The sequence below is a fragment of the Paenibacillus sp. ClWae2A genome (assembly GCF_032452295.1).
Lineage (GTDB): Bacteria > Bacillota > Bacilli > Paenibacillales > Paenibacillaceae > Paenibacillus.
This window is the reverse complement of the sequence record NZ_JAULSQ010000002.1, coordinates 732,398-749,207: the sequence shown is the minus strand read 5'-3', so window position 1 is coordinate 749,207 and position 16,810 is coordinate 732,398. Positions and strand designations below refer to the sequence as shown.

The following is a 16,810-nucleotide window of genomic DNA, read 5'->3' as shown; positions in this document are numbered from 1 at the left end:
AGGAAATCGTAGTAAACTGATAGGAGATTAGAGAAATTATTCCTATTCTAAAATTACAGCAAAGGGCGTGCTTTACAGATGAAGAAAACAGGACTCGCACTCTCAGCAATTTTGGCTGCATCCACATTACTTGCAGGTGTTTCCACAGCTGATCCTGTAATTCAGGACACAACTACTTCTCCTGAATCAATTATTCTGGACCTTAATAGCCAGGTAGTTGATTGGGAAGTTACAAGACTTTCGCCAGAAGAATTTCTAGTGAAATATGCTGAGGCTACTGGGAAAAGTTACAGTGAGGTTCGTAAAGAGTTTCCAGAAAAAACATCATCAAAGTCAGAGACACGTGCTAATGGAATAAACCAAACCTACGATGCTGAATATGCTGCAATTATTGATTTGGGTGCTGGTGTAAAGGCGAAAGCTGGGATTCTTGTTCAGCTACAAGAGGTCCAATTTGGCGGATCTATAGGTAGAGTGTTTAAGAAAGTATATCCAGATACGGGCTACTTAGCCCCTTACAGCGGCGGAACTTTTACTATCGTTAAAAACTATGTTAAAGGCACATTGCAATCAGAAACTAGATTACAGATAAGCTTCAGTGGATATTCAGAGACTGCAGTCACTAATGAAAAATCCACAGGTTTGAATTTAGGTGTAGACAAGATAATTCAAGCGGGATGGAATTTATCTAGTACTAGTGGAAAAACAACCTACTATCGAAAGAATTTTAATAGTAGTGGATTTGTTTCTCCTAACTAAGAAATATATGTAAACAAAAAAAAGGCACTGCTGGCATAACGCTGGCAGTGCCTTTTTTTGTTTACATATATATTTTTATCAAGCAGCGTGTCCGGCTCTTATTTGTCTGCAGCTCAGCGGTAGCCTTGCGCCCCAGTAGACGTTTGACTATCCGGACCGCTTGATAATACTTATTTGCCCCATTCACATAAATGTATGTGATGTCTCCTGCGTTGTTATACTTCCAAGGTAAAGTCATCCCCAATCCAACCCTTCTGTTATTTTCTGAAATTCAAGACCGACAGTATTAAAGCAATGACTGAGATGACAAGCCCACCTAATGCGATGGTCCAGATTGCAATGTACATCCTAAGCCCTCCTAGTGGAAATTTAATTGCCGTTTATGATAAGATTGGGGTGAGCAGGCGCTGTGTTAGCCGCCTACTCGGGAACTTTTAACGTTTGCGTGGTGCGCGTCGTTTGGTTCCTTTTTTCTTTTTCTTGCTCTTAGCGGTGGTACTTAGCATATTGACGATGGCCGTCGTCATGTTTGCTATAGCTGTTAGGAGCAAGACCCAATCCAATGTTTTCATTGCTGTTGTTCACCTCCTTACATTTATAATTATACAACGAAATTCGTTGAATGTCAACGATAATCGTTGAAATGTTTCGTGTTATGGTGTATGATCTTTTTGAGGTGATAACGATGATTAGGTTGAGATTAAATGAACTTATGAATGAACGAGGGCTGAATCCTCGACAGATAAGCAGCATGACAGGAATCAGATGGAATACTGTATCTGATATGGCCGAAAACAAGTCCAAAGCTTGGTCACCTGAGAACTTGAATAAAATCATGGTGGCATTAGAACTTACCGATATAACGCAATTGATTGAATATAAAAAGGAACAGCAGGAGTAATCCAGTTGTTCCTTTTTTTTGCGTGATATAGAAAAGAATACATTTCCATTTTAACAAAATATACACAATTATTTACAATATGTGGTTGATAGAGTGTGTGAATTGATATATTATAAAAAATGTAACATAATCCCAATTAAGGAGTGATATTTTTGTTGAACAAAGCGTGGAAAGTTGGAGTTGCTTTCGCATTATCTAGTGTTATGATGGTAGGAACATCGGTCGGTGCCTTTGCTTCTAGTTTGCCACAAGAAAAAATCATTACTGATATTGAAACTACTATTTCAACGCCTTCAGTAAATCCTATTGTAAATGAAACTATTAATGCAGCCCCTGGTAACGATAATGTTGAAATTCAAGGTAAGGCAAAGGTTGCAGCCGCTACAATTAAGGCATTGTCCAAATTCGTAAAGAATAACTCGGATACAATTCGTGATCTCTTACCTGGCGATAAACTGAAAGATGCCTGGGATGAAGCAAGTTGGAATATTACTAATGAATTGGATTTCTTAGCTTCTTTAGGTGATGCGGTTGAAGAACAAGTTCAAAATGCCATTGTACAAGCTATTATGGGCGTAGCTCAAGGATCTATTAGCAGTTCAGTGGCTAATAGAATTGCTAATGTAGTAATGTTGTTCTTATAAAAAGGAGTAATATAATACTATGCCAAACGAATCACTAGAAGAGAAAGTGGAAAGATTGGAACTATACGTTACGCTCCTACGGCAAATTGCTGTAGATCCCGAGGAATATCGATTGTGGGATTGGGTGATTGCAAATGAACTAAACGTTGATCAGTATAATTCAATTAAGAATGTATTAAAATTATGTGTTCGAGCAAATCTTGCGGCCGAGAAAGATCCATCTGTGAAAATTCCTACATTGGAAGAACTGGTTGATGACTTAGTCCCAATTCTATCTCCAAATCCGAGAATAGCACATACTAAGGGTGTTATCGAACTGTTAAGAAATGCTGTGAAAATGACACCTTACCTATCTTTACAAAAATACTTATAAGCGTATCAAAGCAACGAATTTTGACTTTGAAGGGTTTTGGAAAAGCTTCATCTTGCAGTAAATCTGCGGATGGAGCTTTTTTCATGTTGAATAACGAACGTACATTCGCATATAATACAAACAAACGTTCTTATTGGAGGGATGAACATGCCAGTGAAATACTTGGGTTGGTTAGTTGAAATCATTTATGAGGATCAAAGCGGAAAGATCACGAAACGTCGTATCCAGGTCAAAAGCATACGATCCGGGATGATCAAAGCTGATGATCTATTGTCAGGGCAGCCGCGGACATTTAAGGAATCCGGTTTACTGGCATGCCATCCGATCATGACGACAGCACAGGGGGCATAAACATGTTAACGGATTACGAACGTAAGATCTTGAGGATCTTGTTTAATTACAGTAGCGGTCGCAGACGATTACCGACAATTCATGAACTTACGGTTAAGACGGGTAAGGGTAAGCAGGATGTTATGGCTGCTCTTGATGCTCTAATTAAAGCGGAGTACATACATTGGGAAGACAGGTCTGACACCAGCAATCTTGTTATCCTGGAAGGCTGGGAACGTGAAGCGGAAAAGCCTAAGCTTCCTAAGGTACCGCCACAGGCGCAGTCAAACGATTTAAGTTACTGGACCCAATATTAAGGAGGAGTGCAACGTGGCAAGCAAATTGACGGCGAACGGCGTTTACGAAGGTTCCAGAATGATTTTGCCCGAACACCGAGAGGCGTATTTGGCTGAGATGGAACTGCAAAAAAGACGAGGAAAGCCGGTGTTGGATGAACAAGGAATCCAGCTCATTGAAGAAGCTATCTTTGAATCGTACCAGGAATGCAGATCAGTAACGTTAACTGTGTTCAGCCCATTTGATGACGAGGAGCTGCGGGGTGTCATTACATCAATTGACAAACCAAACAGGAGAGTTAAAATTGAACGTGGTGACGAGGATTATAGTTGGATTAAGATAGAAGAGATCATAAAAGCAAGCATATAAATAGGAAGAGACCGGTTCAATTGTCCGGTCTCTTTTCTTATGATTATTCTTCTGTAGGATTATAGACATAAACACCAGGAAGATCGGGTCGATGTCCTTTGGTGATCGCAAGATATCTGTTCACGACATCTTCACCAAGAATCGAATGATTATACTCTCTTGAATCGGTGTTGTACCAGAAAGTATATAGCGCTCCGCGAACTTTAACATCGACTACTATTACAGGAGCATCAGGCTCATCGGCATCTGGATCATTCGGATCACAGCCAAAGTCATCTACCGATATAAAGCAGTGCTCCAATATTCTCCAAGCTAATGCGGCCTTTATTTTATCTTTAACATACTCAGTAAATGGAACATTCGTCAGTTCTCTGATACGTCCATAATCGATTCCATCCTCAGTCTCGTAAACATCCTCGAAGAATATAGTGTTGAATCCTTCATTGATTCCTTCAAGAAAAACTTCAGAAGAAGATTGATAAACATTAATTCTTTTGATCGTATAAACTTTCCCGTGTTCTAAAACTTCAGCAGCTCGTTCGTACTCACCATCCCATCCACCTCTATTCACAAAACGAACTTTAGATCCTTTTGGTCCACGAATATTCATACTCATCAATAATGCTCCCTTCGGCGGCAAGGTCATAAAATAGATATGCTTGGCAGTGGATTTTATTCTTCTATGATAGATAACTACGATGTGCAGAAGAATTCGCCCACTTGGAAATGATTGCCACCATGATCTACAAGTTAACAAAGGACGCGTCGGTGGAGCAACTGGAAGAAGCAGGACTTGGGCCTAACTATGCTCAGCGCGATTCTGCCTTATTTTACACGAATTCCTCAGGTGTACCTTTTACGGCAGCATACATTGCTTCGAAGGGAGATCCAATCGCGGATCTGTACGAGGATATTGCAGCAGAAGAGAAAGCCCGAGCTACATATCAATGGTTAATCGACCTGACTGATGACGTGGATCTGCAGGATAGTCTGAAGTTTCTGCGGGAACGGGAGATCGTGCATTCCTTACGTTTCCGGGAGGCCGTGGAGATTCTGAAAGACGATCGGGATACGAAGAAGATTTTTTGAACAGGTGGAAATAGGAACCTGGCAGTCCGGTGAGGGCTGCTTTTTGTTTTGAAGAAATGGTGAGCTAGAAGAAGTGTATGTGCTGAAATTTGGATTGCTTTCTAATAAAAAAGACGACCCATTTTGAAAGAAAAGGGATCGTCCTGGTTATTATTTTGGCGAATTAAGGCCTAATACTCAACCACCATGGCAACATTTTGCCACCCGGCTCCAACGGTCCAGAACAACACTTTGTCACCACGCTGAATCTGACCGGTTGTAACCGCTCGATGAAATGCGATGAACGGACTGCTGGTTGAGGTATAGCCGAACTCATCTCCGATATAGACGGCAATATCATCACCAATGCCAACGTTCTCGGATACAGCCCGAATGTTACTAATGGATAGCTGGGAGAAGCAGGCGGCTTTGATCTCATCTGGTCCAATCTCGTTACGTGTCAGCAAGGTACGAATGGACTCGGAAGCAGCATCTACACAGATGGAATCATCAAATGGGATGAATTTCACATGAAAGGCACCCGCATCTACACCCGTTTTGCCCAATTTCGCCAAGCCTTCTGCAGGAAAAAGAGAATTACCATACACGCAGGTATCCGTCTGATAGATGGAATCAATGAAACCGACAGCGTGTTCATCCCGCTCTACAATAACCGCCGCTGCTGCATCACCAAAATTGGCGAAGTACACGGGATCATCGGGACTGGCGTGAGGAGCCACGTAATCCGAGCCGATGATTAAGGCCCGGCGAATTCGAGGATTGCCCAGCATCTGCCGGCTAACCTGTTCGAAAGCAGCAGTCATGCCTGCACAGTTGGCGTTACTGTCAATACAGATCGTGTGAGAAGCCCCGTTAATCAGGCGATGAATCATCAAGGAATTCGTAGGAAAGATGTATTCTGGCGTTTGGCTTGCATAAGCAATCAGATCAATATCTGCACCGGTGAGTCCGGTTTTCTCCAGTAGATTACTGGCTGCCTCAAAGGCCATGCTTAGTGAGTTTTCGTCATCGTTGTCAATTTTATAACGTGTATCACGACCAAGTGCCTGTAACAATCCACGAATATCTACACCTCTTGCATCAAAATGTTCAATATAAAAATCATTGTGCACCTTGGTTGCTGGATGATAGATATCGATATCTACAATACGAATTCCGGCCATCTTCATTCTCCTCTTGAGCGGAAGGGTGAATTCACAGCTTGTCCGCCTGGTTTATTAAGTGGTAACGGTAGATATGATTTCGAGATTGTCCAGGCCAACAGACCGACCAAGTCGGGACAATTGCATTTTTAGAATCGCGTTGTTCTCGAGGGTCAACACGACTTTTTTATATTCATCTTTTTTGAACATTTGAAGGCAGCCTTCCAGAAGAGGAACAATCTCCGGCGCAGTAACATTCAACTTTTTGCAATCGATGTTCAGGTCATACTCCTTGGTGTTAAGAGGAGCGATCGTATCCTGATAGGCCGAGATGGAACGCAAACCGTCTTCTTGAGAGAAAGAACCCTCCAGTTCAATGTTTAACACCTTGTTCGGAACGTCAGTCTTAAGAATGAAATTTCCCATGCTTGATCTCTCTCCTTTAAATGAGTTAAGGCTATCCCGCTAATGAATACACAGCCTCATAGGACCTCTGCTGAAAGCTTCTAAGATGCGAGCTGGTTCGAAGGATAATTTAACCATATTATAAAGGTAGGAATGTAAAAAGATCAATAAAAAAGTCGAATCATGTATAAAAATGTAGAAAAGTGAATTACTGTATTTCGTCCAAGGTGGCAAGCAAAATATTAAATGCACTTATAATGCGTGGAGCACCCACACATGGTGCCAGATGCAGCAATATTCCCTTGAGTTGATCCACTGTCACTCCCACGCTCAGCGCCATTGTGTAATGCACCCCTAATTGTTCATACTGTCCTTGGGTGATCAACGAAGAGATGATAGCAACTTCCTTCCATTGATCCGTAATCGTAGTGCGCTGAAAAATATCCCCGTATGCCGTACCCATAATAAATTCCGACAATTCGGGAAAATGTTCTTTGATGGGTGCGAGGGCTCTTGCGCCATACTCACCAGATAGTTTCGCGAAACGGTCTAGTCCCTGAGCTACATGTTCACTCATGATCTGCTCCTCCTAATTCAAAGTTACGGTGCGGTGAGCCGTGGGTGGAATTTCATCTCGATCGGTCAGAAGCTCAATAACAGTTACCTGATTCAACGTCTGGGCTGTGTTCAGCGCAGATGAGAACTCAGCAAGGGTCTCTGCTCGAAATGCAACCGCACCGAGAGATTCGGCAAATTTGGCTGCATCCATAGGAACTTCATATAATGTGCCATCAATTCTGCCTGTTGTTTTTTCCATTCCTTTGAGTGCCATGTCCAGTTGTTTGTTGTTAACAACAATGAAAATGACATTCAAATTGTTGCATACCGCAGTATTGATCTCCGTCCCCAGCATCATGAAACATCCATCCCCGGTGATACATACAACGGTCTCTTCAGGTGAAGCGGCCTTTGCACCTATCGCCATACCAATGGCGTTCCCCATGCAGGCAAAGTAAGCGTCAAAAACAAAGCTGCCTGGTTTCTTGACTTTATATCGCTGAACCGCATGAAATCCATGGCTGCCATCATCAACAAACAGCTTATGATCATACGGAAGCAGATCGCTCATTCCATCTAGCACAGAAGCCAGAGACAGTTGGGGGAGATCTGGTAAAGGGACAGTGTAATCCATGGGTGGCGTGCTTCTCACAGGAGTAGGGAGGTCTTCTAATGTGCCCAGCAAATATTGCAGGTTATCCTTCAAATCACCGGTGATATGTAAGGTTTGAGCGCTCAGAATCTTGCCTACAAATGTAGGATCAGCGTCAAATTGAATGAGGTGTGCCGGATGATGATCAGGCTTCAGATTGCAGATGGTCATGTCACTCAGACGTGAACCGAGTACGATATAGAGGTCACTTTGGTTCAGCATGTCGTCTGCATGCGGGAAACCTCCAACACCACAAGGTCCATGGTACAGGGGATGGTCCCACGCAATCGCTCCTTTTCCGCCAGGAGTAGTAATGACGGGAATGTTAAACGATTCGGCCAATTGAAGCAATTCATCATGGGCTCTGGCGCGACTTACACCTTTACCAGCAATAATTAAGGGACGGTTGGATTGTTGAATGAGAGGAAGAATGCGATTCAGATTAGATAGGCTAAATAGAGGTTCGGGTTCGGGAATGACAATCCGGCATTGAGATAACAATTCAGTCTGTACGTCAAAAGGTAGACAAAGGTGAACAGGGCCTTTATTGGGGCCGAGTGCAAGGGAGAGGGCATGATTCAGTAGTGTGCCGAAGTGATCTCCACGCTCAACCAGTTTGCTGAATAACGTGGCAGGCCTGAACATCTCGGCCAGATCAGCCAGATAGGAAGAGGAATCCTGACACTGGGGGAGCCCCAGTTCCTGAATGGATTGATGACCCGTAATAAACAGTACAGGCAGATTGTTGGCCTTTGCATGGGCTGCTGCAGTAAGCAGATTGGTTCCGCCTGGGCCGGATGTGGCAAAGGCAACGCCGAGCTTACCTGTCTGTAATGCATAACCGGATGCGGCAAAACCTGAGCTGGATTCATGACGGCCTGGAATGAACTCTAATCCGTAATCCACCATTTTCAGGACAGCAGGACAGATGGATTTACCAATAATACCAAAGACATGAGTAACGCCTAGATTACGCAGAGTTTCTGCCAAATAGTCCGCAACTGTTCTCATGCAGGACACCTCGCTTCATGAAATAGGTTATTAGAACCATACGCATATTCCATTTGTTGAATGCAAGTTACTGTCTAAGGTTGTAAGAGGAAATATTCATTGTTATTAGGAAGAGTATCTTTTTTTGTGGTTTTTTGTCAACCTGTTTTTGTGAGTCTAAATTCCTGATTCTTAAGTTGGTAACGCTTTAAGTGTTGCTGGATAAAGTAAAAATAATTGGTTATATATACCTGAAACGAATTACCCAATCGCAACGAAGTTACAAATAATGTAAAATAATGACTGTAAATGATGAATTTCAGCCACTAATAGCGACTTGAAAGCTAGAGCTTTATTTTTTTTCGTATCAATGCATCGCATTCGCAATTCTTTGCTTTCTGCTATACTGGAAAGGAATTGGGAGGGGATGGAATGGCAGTCATCAAGATGGCTCTGATTGGTCTGGGTAAAATGGGATTACATATGGTTCATCTAATCGAGAATACAAAGATGGATACAAAGATTGAGATTGTAGCGGTGTGTGATGCGAATGAGGAAGGTTTGGCGTCTTTTGCAGCTTCTAATCGGGGAGTTAGGACGTATACGGATTACAAGCAATTGATGAATGAACATCAGATTGATCTGTTGTATATTGCAGTTCCGCCGAAATTTCATTATCCGGTTGTCATGGAAGCGCTGGAGCGCAAAATTCATGTGTTCTGCGAGAAACCGCTTGCCAATAGTGTAGAAGAAGCCAAAGAGATGCTGGATGCAGCGCAGCAGGCGGGCGTTGTTCATGCCATCCATTTCTCTATGCCGCATGAACCTTCCGTGCTGAAGTTGCAAGAGATGATCGAGCAGGGTACTGTAGGGGCGATTCGCAAAATAGATTTGATTTTGCAATTCCCGCAGTGGCCACGATCATGGCAACAGAATGCATGGATTACGAGCCGGGAACAAGGTGGATTTATTCTTGAAGTGGGGATTCACTGGATTCATATGATTCAAAAGGTGTTTGGTGCCATCCGGGTAGTGAGTACTCAGGTTCAATATCCTGAGAATGGAGACTGTGAACTAGAAGTACAGGCTGCAATGGAACTGGAAGACGGGACTCGAATTCAGCTAAATGGCATCTCTCAATTTGCGGGGGAAGAACGTGTATCCATGGTGGTGTACGGCACAAAAGGCACAATTGCTCTGGAAAATTGGGAAGAATTGAAGACGGGTCTGGTGGGGCAACCACTGTCTCCAGTAGAAGTGCTTGAATCCGCCAGTGAATTGCCGGTTCTTAAACATGTCATTGCCCGTATACAAGGCAGACCAGCTAAGATATATGATTTTAACGATGGGTATCAGGCACAGTTGGTGCTTGAAGCGTTGCGGAACAGGGAACAATCGAGATAAGAGTTTCTGATATAGAGGTACCCGTTGTAGCTCTTCATGGATCAACTCTCCATAGAACAAAGAAGCATCGCAGTGGCCCAAGTGTGCCTGTCTGCGATGCTTCTTTCCTTTAATATGTGCGCAGGATATAGCTATATAGAAATTTTATCGGTATGTTGATTCAGGTCACGCCAGCTTGAATCGCTTAACCAGATGATCAAGTGCATCGGACATTTCATTCAACTGCTTGGACGTGTCAGACATTTCCTGCAGAGAAGCAAGTTGTTCCTCCGTCATCGCAGATACTTCTTCCGTGGCTGATGCAGTATCTTCCACAACAGCCGATACTCCATTGATGGACTTCATCACAGCCTCACTACCGGAAGTTAACTCTTCGACAACAGCAGATACCTCCAGAATTTCACCACTGAGGTTATGAATATGCTGAGTAATGGTTGAAAAAGCATTACCTGCATCCTCAATGGTCCGCAATCCTTCATTCACATGTAGAGTGCTCTCATCAACCACCTGCACCGTACTTTGAACACCTGTTACCACGGTTTCCAATATACTTGTAATCTCTTTGGCTGATGTTGCACTTTGGTCTGCAAGATTACGGATTTCCGCGGCAACGACAGCGAAGCCGCGTCCATTTTCCCCAGCGCGGGCAGCTTCAATTCCGGCGTTAAGTGCAAGCAGATTGGTTTGTCTTGCAATACCCGACATTGAATCTGCAATGTTGATCACTTGATCAGACATCTTCGAAATTTCATTAATGGCTTCCTGTACAGAGAGGAAGGATTGCTCAATTGAACTCATTTTACCTACAGCATTATCAATGCGCTGTTGCCCATCCACGGCAATGGATTCGGTACGAACTGCACGGCCTGCCACGTCACTTGCCGAGGAGGCGACACGATTAAGCCCGTTGAGGGATTGTTGCATCGCAGCTACCATGGTTTGCGTAAGAGCAACCTGTTCATCAACGCCTTCAGCCACGCGTTCCATGGCAGTGGCAACTTCTTTTCCTGCAAGATGGCTATCGGCAACCCCTTTATCCAATCGATCCGAAGCTGTGCTCAGAATCATGGCATTGCTCTGAACGTCCAGCATCATTTGCTGCAAACCAGTGAGCATTGTATTGGCTGCCTCCGCGAGTTCACGGGTTTCGTCTTTCATTGGTGTAGCGATTCTCAGTGTCAGGTCACCATTGGAAGAACCGATGTCATTTAATGCCTGCTTCACGGTACGAATGTTTCTAACAATGGCACGTGACAGGACCAATGCAGTGATGAACGAGATAATGGCCACAACGATAAGTGCCCCATACAGTTCCAAGTTCAGTAGTGTGTTTTTTTGCTTCAGCGCTTCTGTACGGTTATCGGTTAACGTATGCTCGTTGGTTCGAAACGTATCGAGAGCAGTGCGAATCTGGTCCATGTCTCTTTTACCTGGATCATCTGCGAAAAAATCTCGAATGGCCTGCGTATTATTTGCTTGGCGAAGGGCGACCACAGGTTCACCAGCGACCTGGACCCAGTTCTCCATAGTAGTATGTATGTCTTCCAAAAGTGCAAGTTGAGCCGGATTATCCGAAATTAAAGCCGCAAGTTCATCTCTGAGTGTAATAAGTTGCTCTTTTCCCTGGGTGTAAGGATCGAGGTAATTGTCCTGACCCGTGATGATGTAACCGCGTTGACCTGTTTCCATATCTACCATGTTTCTTTCGAGTTCATAGGTGAGGGCATGTACCCTCATATCGTGATCGACCAGAAAATCCAGTTCCCGTTGGAGCTGACTTGTGCTGTTCTGAATCAGCAGGATGCAACCAGCCAGTACAGCCAGTACAAGTAAATATCCTAATCCGATCTTATAAAAAATCTTAAAGGTCTTTCGCTTTTTCATGTTTGTTATTCCTCTCTATGGGGTATATGTAGTTGTCGAAAAAACCGGAAATGTGATAATTGTAGGTCTTTAGATTAGGTGTCTAAAGCACTATTTTTTAGTATTATACGTAAAGAAACTTCTTTTGTATATAGTTTGTTGAACTACAATATAATGTTTGGTTGATGTTGTATAAGGTTGGGGTTGATGATCTTTTACATTGGTTGGTTTACACGTTCAAACGTTATGTTTATCATGGGAAGGGAACGATTCCAATTACATATACAATATCCCAATCCGAAAGGAACATTGGACATGAATGAAGAGAAGGTTTTGCTCAAACCGGAAGCGATGATTTTTGACATGGATGGTACGCTGTTCCAGACAGAGACCCTGTTGTTGCCAGCTTACCAGCAACTATTTGATACATTGCGTGCCGAAGGGCATTTTGAAGGAGAAACTCCACCCGAGGAACGGATGCTGGGAAGTTTGGGCATGTTGCTCGAAGATATATGGAAAGTGGTTATGCCTGAGGCATCGGAAGCGGCACATCGCCGTGCAGACGAACTGCTGCTTCAGCTGGAGATTGAGGGGCTTGATCAAGGAAGTTCTCAATTGTATCCTGGGGTGAAAGAAACGCTGCAAGCATTAAAACAACAAGGAGTGCGACTTTTTGTCGCAAGTAACGGGCTGGAGGACTATGTGAAGGGTGTGGCGTTTGCACACGAGATTATGCCTTTCTTTGAAGGGGTATACAGTGCAGGCCAGTACAAGACTCCCTCCAAGATTAATCTGGTGCAGATCCTGCTTGAGAAACATCGTATTCAGGACGCATGGATGGTAGGGGATCGCTCTTCTGATGTGGAAGCTGGTAAAATGAACGGTCAGGCGGTCATTGGCTGTGCCTATGCCGGGTTCGGTCGTGATGAGGAGCTTGCAGGCTCAGATGTGCTCATCTCTGATTTTACAGAACTGCTGCGTCTGTATGAGGAAGCAGAGTAGCCTCTACGCTGCATACGTATACTGAGATTTAAGATTACGAACCACATGATATGAACCTGTAGACTCAACGGAAATTCGTTGAATACAGGTTTTTTTGTTTGGTCATGCAGTCACATTCTCCCCTGTAGAAAGTTGATTTCCCTATCCCGCTTTCCTTCATATTCCCTCTATACTTCATTCAAAAGCTATAGGGGGTCCGATTCTGGTGAAACCATCCAAAGTACATGCCTATATGTTCATCTTTCCCAGTCTTTTTCTAACTCTTGTATTTGGGATCTATCCTCTGTTATGGGCGCTGCGTTACATGTTGTATGATTATCAAGGCATCGGGACGCCTGTCTTCATCGGGCTTGATAATTTTGGACGGATTTTGCGTGACGGGCAATTCTGGGATTCTGTAGGCAACACGGGTGTGTATGCCCTGGGCAAACTCGTCGTTACGATTCCACTGTCGTTAACTTTGGCGATTATTCTGAATCGCAAATGGAGAGGGCGATCCCTCTTTAGGGCGATCTATTATCTTCCCACTATTTTTAGCGCTTCGGTCATGGCGATTGTATTCTTTATTATTTTCAACTCCTATAACGGAATATTGAACCAATTGCTGCTCAAGTATCATGTGATCTCCGAATCCATTAGCTGGCTGGGGGCTGAGCATGCCATGCTGACGACCATTATCATCGCCATCTGGGGGGCTGTGGGCAACTATATGTTGTTGTTCATTGCGGGACTTCAGAGCATTCCTGAAGAGCTTTATGAGGCGGCATCGCTGGATGGAGCGAGTGAGTTTCAGAAACTGCGGAATGTAACGATTCCGTTGCTGGGTCCTGTCCTGCAGATGATCATCATGCTGGCGATTACCACGGCGCTGAAAGGTTACGAGAGTATTATGGTGCTGACCGAAGGGGGGCCGTATGGCAAAACAGAGGTGATGTATCTGTACTTGTTCAAACTGTTGTTTCCCGTGTCGGCTGACACACAATCACTCCAGCAGCTCGGTTATGGCAGTGCGGTCGGTTTCACAACGGCTCTCATCGTGGGGGCTGTGACGCTTATTTACTTCCAGATATCCAAAAAGCTCAACGATGTCTATTAAAAGGTTGTTCAAAAAGTCCGCTTTTGATTACGAATCATGCTTAGCAGCATCATCAGCATCGAATATGAAATTCAGCCGAAATGTCCGTTGCTCACGTAGTTTTCCCTACGCTCTGCTACTCCATTTCTAGCTTCATTCCATCTTCTCGGTACTGAAAAACAGACTGTTTGAACACGTATAAATTATCAGGAGGAAACGATGATGACTCAAAACGTGCTTGCGCCCTCAGGGTCTCCCCAACTCATTCGCTGGACTAAACGAACGGTACTTTGGCTGTTTTTGATCGCTATCGCTCTGCTGTCGCTTTTCCCCATCATACTTGTATTACTCGGTTCCTTCAAAACGAACCAGGAATTGACCGGAGGAGCTACCATCTGGCCGAAAAATTGGCAGTTCTCCAACTATGCTCAGGCTTGGAAAACCGCCAATTTTTCGGGTTTTACGATGAACAGCTTGTTTGTTAGCATCAGTACAACAGTTGGCACGCTGCTGGTAGCTTCGATGTCAGCCTACGCTGTGGATCGAGTGAATTTCAAAGGGAAAAAGGGGTACACCCTGCTCATGGCATCTACTCTGTTTATTTCCATAGGCGCGGTTGTGCTGCGTCCGCAATTTGACCTCATGGTCAAGCTGGGGCTGAATACCACGTTGTGGGGCGTTATTATTATATTGATCAGCGCACACGCTGCCACATACTTTATTCTCATTGGTTTCTTCAAGAGCATCCCGCGCGAACTGGATGAAGCGGCGATGATTGATGGCTGTAATTTTTTCACCACCTACTGGCGAATTATTCTTCCGCTCCTGCGCCCCGGACTCGCCGTTGCAGGTCTGGGTGTATTCCAGAGTTCTTGGAATGAATATATTCTTCCTTTTGTGTTCACCATGAGCAATCCGGACTTGCAGACTTTGCCCGTTGGGCTGGCTAATCTGCGATATGGCATCGGAGCTGCTGCTGAGGTTCAACTGATGATGGCCGGAGCCTGTCTATCCATTTTGCCGCTGCTCATCGTTTATATTTTTGCCAACAAATCATTCATGCAGGTGACCTTGGGAGCTGTGAAAGGATAGGCGTGAGCACAATCATGGAAACGGTTTTACGGGTTATTCCACTGTGCTATACTCATTTTAATTCACAGCGGACGGGCCAAGCCGTGTTCAAGGAGCGAGCGCCGATGATATTCGACTTTTATAAAATGTCCCTGAAAAAAAGAATACAGCTGCTGTACATTTTTCTCGTGGTCTTATGCATCAGTGTGACCGGGATATGCTCTTATCTCTTTGCTGCACGAAGCATTGAGCAGAATGCACTTGAACTGAAACAAAGTATTCTGAACAAATCAGTGCAGGTTATGGATGAACATCTAAGGCACATTGTTGTATCCTCTTTTTCTTTTATGCTCAATGAAACGTTCACCCAGGTCATGAAGGACGTGGGAAAAAATAACACATCTCATTATTATCAGAATCTCTCGCTGCTGCAAACATCGTTTGCTCAATTGAAGCTCGTAGAGCCATTGATTGATACCGCATATCTGACAACACCCATCGGTGATTTTTTCTCGACCAAAGACTTTCCTAGTCGTAATAACTCGTTCAACAGGGAATACGGACGCTACGTGAAGCTGCAAGGCTGGAATACGATGTGGTTTGGTTCACATCAGAGTCAATTATTCCAATCCCAAGGAAATGTGTTATCTCTGTTGCTCAAACCCATTGTGATCGATAATCATACCTATTCGAATGTATATATGGTCGTCAATATGAAGGAAGAGGCGATGCGGGACATTCTGACGCAGGATCTCATGAATAACCAGATTCAACTGTTTTTGCTGCACAAAAACGGAAATGAAGTCATTCGGCCCAGGTCCCGAAATTACGATTTCATTATGGAGCCTGACTTCACCCAACAGTTTAGTCGTGGAGATGCTGGGGATTTCACCTACAGGAACGATCAGGGGGAGGACATGCTTGTTAACTATTCGGCATTGTCGATGAACGAGGATTGGGTCATGGTAAGTGTACAGTCCAAGGCTGACTTGTTGTCCCCCCTCCAAAAGATACGCTGGCTGATCATCCTGATCATGTTGTTTTGCATTTTGCTTGCACTCGGGTTGTCCAGTCTGGTGGCCTCCGCTCTGCTGAAGCCACTGAACAAACTGCGACGCCTGATGGTTGAGGTGGAGTCCAATGACCTGGATGTACGGTTTCGCAGCAAGTATGACGATGAAGTCAGCGCTGTAGGGCATCGTTTCAATCGGATGTTGGACCAGATTCAGATTCTGTTTGAAGAAGTACGGACAACGGAGCAAGACAAACGGCGATTTGAAGTCAAGGCGCTCCAGGCGCAGGTTGATCCTCATTTCCTCTACAATACGCTTAATACGATGTTCTGGAAAAGTGAAAGTGGAGAGAAGAAGGATGTAAGTGAGATGATCGTCTCCTTATCCTTGTTATTCCGTCTGGGACTGAATGATGGGAAAGACATCACCAGTGTGGAGCAGGAGATCAAACATGTCGAACAATACATGCAGCTTCAGCAAAAATGTTACGAGGATCTGTTCGTTTATCGGATTGAGGTAGGGGACCCCTCTTGTTACGCTGTTGATATTTTAAAAATATTGCTTCAGCCCTTGGTCGAGAATTCCATCCTGCATGGATTCAATGACAAAGAAGATTTGGGCGTTATCCTGATCCGCATTGATCGTCAGGGTGACACACTACGGCTGGAGGTGGCTGACAATGGATGTGGTATGGATGTAGCCAGTATCTATGCTGAGGATGTTCCTGACGGGGGACGCAAGGGTTATGCCCTATCCAATCTCCATGGAAGATTAAGCCTGCACTATGGGGATGTGGCCACGATTGTGTTTCATAGCAGTACAGATGTAGGAACAACGGTTGTTATCACGATTCCGATCACCTGAGGAGGGGCA

19 protein-coding genes and 1 pseudogene are annotated in these 16,810 nt (G+C 44.2%); 13 read left to right on the top strand and 7 right to left on the bottom strand.

Features of this window, described 5'->3' with window-relative positions; genetic code table 11:
- Window positions 1–78 precede the first annotated feature (78 nt).
- Window positions 79–759 carry a hypothetical protein gene (locus tag QVE09_RS09370; RefSeq protein ID WP_315936589.1) on the top strand — a complete coding sequence of 227 codons (681 nt, stop codon included), beginning with the start codon at window positions 79–81 and terminating at the stop codon, window positions 757–759.
- 434 nt (window positions 760–1,193) lie between these two features.
- Here QVE09_RS09370 and QVE09_RS09365 read toward each other — a convergent pair whose 3' ends face one another.
- The gene (locus QVE09_RS09365) at window positions 1,194–1,331 is read right to left on the bottom strand and encodes a hypothetical protein (RefSeq protein ID WP_211085466.1); all 138 of its coding nucleotides are present in this window, start codon (window positions 1,329–1,331) and stop codon (window positions 1,194–1,196) included.
- A 113-nt stretch (window positions 1,332–1,444) separates the two neighbouring features.
- Between QVE09_RS09365 and QVE09_RS09360 the strand changes: the two genes are divergently transcribed.
- The 6 genes from QVE09_RS09360 (at window position 1,445) to QVE09_RS09335 (ending at window position 3,673) form a co-directional block, all read left to right on the top strand.
- On the top strand, window positions 1,445–1,660 hold the full coding sequence (locus QVE09_RS09360; RefSeq protein WP_211085465.1) for a helix-turn-helix domain-containing protein: 216 nt from the start codon (window positions 1,445–1,447) through the stop codon (window positions 1,658–1,660).
- A 155-nt stretch (window positions 1,661–1,815) separates the two neighbouring features.
- A complete protein-coding gene (locus tag QVE09_RS09355) occupies window positions 1,816–2,304 on the top strand; it encodes a hypothetical protein (RefSeq protein ID WP_315936588.1) in 489 nt (162 codons plus the stop codon).
- Between the two features lie 19 nt (window positions 2,305–2,323).
- Window positions 2,324–2,677 (top strand): DUF1878 family protein, encoded by a 354-nt coding sequence (locus QVE09_RS09350; RefSeq protein WP_315936587.1) that lies wholly within the window; start codon window positions 2,324–2,326, stop codon window positions 2,675–2,677.
- Window positions 2,678–2,824: 147 nt separating this feature from the next.
- On the top strand, window positions 2,825–3,028 hold the full coding sequence (locus tag QVE09_RS09345) for a hypothetical protein (protein ID WP_211085462.1): 204 nt from the start codon (window positions 2,825–2,827) through the stop codon (window positions 3,026–3,028).
- 2 nt (window positions 3,029–3,030) lie between these two features.
- Window positions 3,031–3,324, top strand: a complete 294-nt coding sequence (locus QVE09_RS09340; protein WP_315936586.1) for a hypothetical protein — start codon at window positions 3,031–3,033, stop codon at window positions 3,322–3,324.
- A gap of 13 nt (window positions 3,325–3,337) precedes the next feature.
- A complete protein-coding gene (locus tag QVE09_RS09335; RefSeq protein ID WP_315936585.1) occupies window positions 3,338–3,673 on the top strand; it encodes a YolD-like family protein in 336 nt (111 codons plus the stop codon).
- 43 nt (window positions 3,674–3,716) lie between these two features.
- On the opposite strand, the gene QVE09_RS09330 is transcribed toward QVE09_RS09335, so the two are convergent.
- The gene (locus QVE09_RS09330) at window positions 3,717–4,289 is read right to left on the bottom strand and encodes a hypothetical protein (protein ID WP_315936584.1); all 573 of its coding nucleotides are present in this window, start codon (window positions 4,287–4,289) and stop codon (window positions 3,717–3,719) included.
- Window positions 4,290–4,378: 89 nt separating this feature from the next.
- Here QVE09_RS09330 and QVE09_RS09325 point away from each other — a divergent pair.
- Window positions 4,379–4,762: pseudogene (locus QVE09_RS09325) on the top strand (manganese catalase family protein); the annotation flags it as partial.
- A gap of 170 nt (window positions 4,763–4,932) precedes the next feature.
- Here QVE09_RS09325 and QVE09_RS09320 read toward each other — a convergent pair.
- The 4 genes from QVE09_RS09320 to QVE09_RS09305 form a co-directional block, all read right to left on the bottom strand.
- On the bottom strand, window positions 4,933–5,925 hold the full coding sequence (locus QVE09_RS09320) for a 3-oxoacyl-[acyl-carrier-protein] synthase III C-terminal domain-containing protein (RefSeq protein WP_315936583.1): 993 nt from the start codon (window positions 5,923–5,925) through the stop codon (window positions 4,933–4,935).
- Window positions 5,926–5,979: 54 nt separating this feature from the next.
- A complete protein-coding gene (locus tag QVE09_RS09315; RefSeq protein ID WP_091032592.1) occupies window positions 5,980–6,330 on the bottom strand; it encodes a hypothetical protein in 351 nt (116 codons plus the stop codon).
- Between the two features lie 187 nt (window positions 6,331–6,517).
- Window positions 6,518–6,886 (bottom strand): carboxymuconolactone decarboxylase family protein, encoded by a 369-nt coding sequence (locus QVE09_RS09310; RefSeq protein ID WP_017689521.1) that lies wholly within the window; start codon window positions 6,884–6,886, stop codon window positions 6,518–6,520.
- Between the two features lie 12 nt (window positions 6,887–6,898).
- Window positions 6,899–8,530, bottom strand: coding sequence for a thiamine pyrophosphate-binding protein (locus QVE09_RS09305; RefSeq protein ID WP_315936582.1), 1,632 nt, complete (start codon window positions 8,528–8,530; stop codon window positions 6,899–6,901).
- A gap of 411 nt (window positions 8,531–8,941) precedes the next feature.
- On the opposite strand from QVE09_RS09305, the gene QVE09_RS09300 reads away from it, so the two are divergent.
- On the top strand, window positions 8,942–9,913 hold the full coding sequence (locus QVE09_RS09300; protein ID WP_315936581.1) for a Gfo/Idh/MocA family protein: 972 nt from the start codon (window positions 8,942–8,944) through the stop codon (window positions 9,911–9,913).
- Between the two features lie 165 nt (window positions 9,914–10,078).
- Here the strand turns inward: QVE09_RS09300 and QVE09_RS09295 are convergent, their stop codons facing one another.
- On the bottom strand, window positions 10,079–11,797 hold the full coding sequence (locus tag QVE09_RS09295) for a methyl-accepting chemotaxis protein (RefSeq protein ID WP_315936580.1): 1,719 nt from the start codon (window positions 11,795–11,797) through the stop codon (window positions 10,079–10,081).
- Window positions 11,798–12,091: 294 nt separating this feature from the next.
- Here QVE09_RS09295 and QVE09_RS09290 point away from each other — a divergent pair, with 294 nt between their 5' ends.
- The 4 genes from QVE09_RS09290 (at window position 12,092) to QVE09_RS09275 (ending at window position 16,801) form a co-directional block, all read left to right on the top strand.
- Window positions 12,092–12,778 carry an HAD family hydrolase gene (locus QVE09_RS09290; protein ID WP_315936579.1) on the top strand — a complete coding sequence of 229 codons (687 nt, stop codon included), beginning with the start codon at window positions 12,092–12,094 and terminating at the stop codon, window positions 12,776–12,778.
- Between the two features lie 205 nt (window positions 12,779–12,983).
- Entirely contained in the window at window positions 12,984–13,874 is an 891-nt protein-coding gene (locus QVE09_RS09285) for a carbohydrate ABC transporter permease (protein ID WP_315936578.1), read from the top strand.
- Between the two features lie 201 nt (window positions 13,875–14,075).
- Complete coding sequence (locus QVE09_RS09280; RefSeq protein ID WP_315936888.1) at window positions 14,076–14,945, top strand: carbohydrate ABC transporter permease; 870 nt, start codon at window positions 14,076–14,078, stop codon at window positions 14,943–14,945.
- A gap of 14 nt (window positions 14,946–14,959) precedes the next feature.
- The gene (locus tag QVE09_RS09275; RefSeq protein ID WP_315936577.1) at window positions 14,960–16,801 is read left to right on the top strand and encodes a sensor histidine kinase; all 1,842 of its coding nucleotides are present in this window, start codon (window positions 14,960–14,962) and stop codon (window positions 16,799–16,801) included.
- Window positions 16,802–16,810 lie beyond the last annotated feature (9 nt).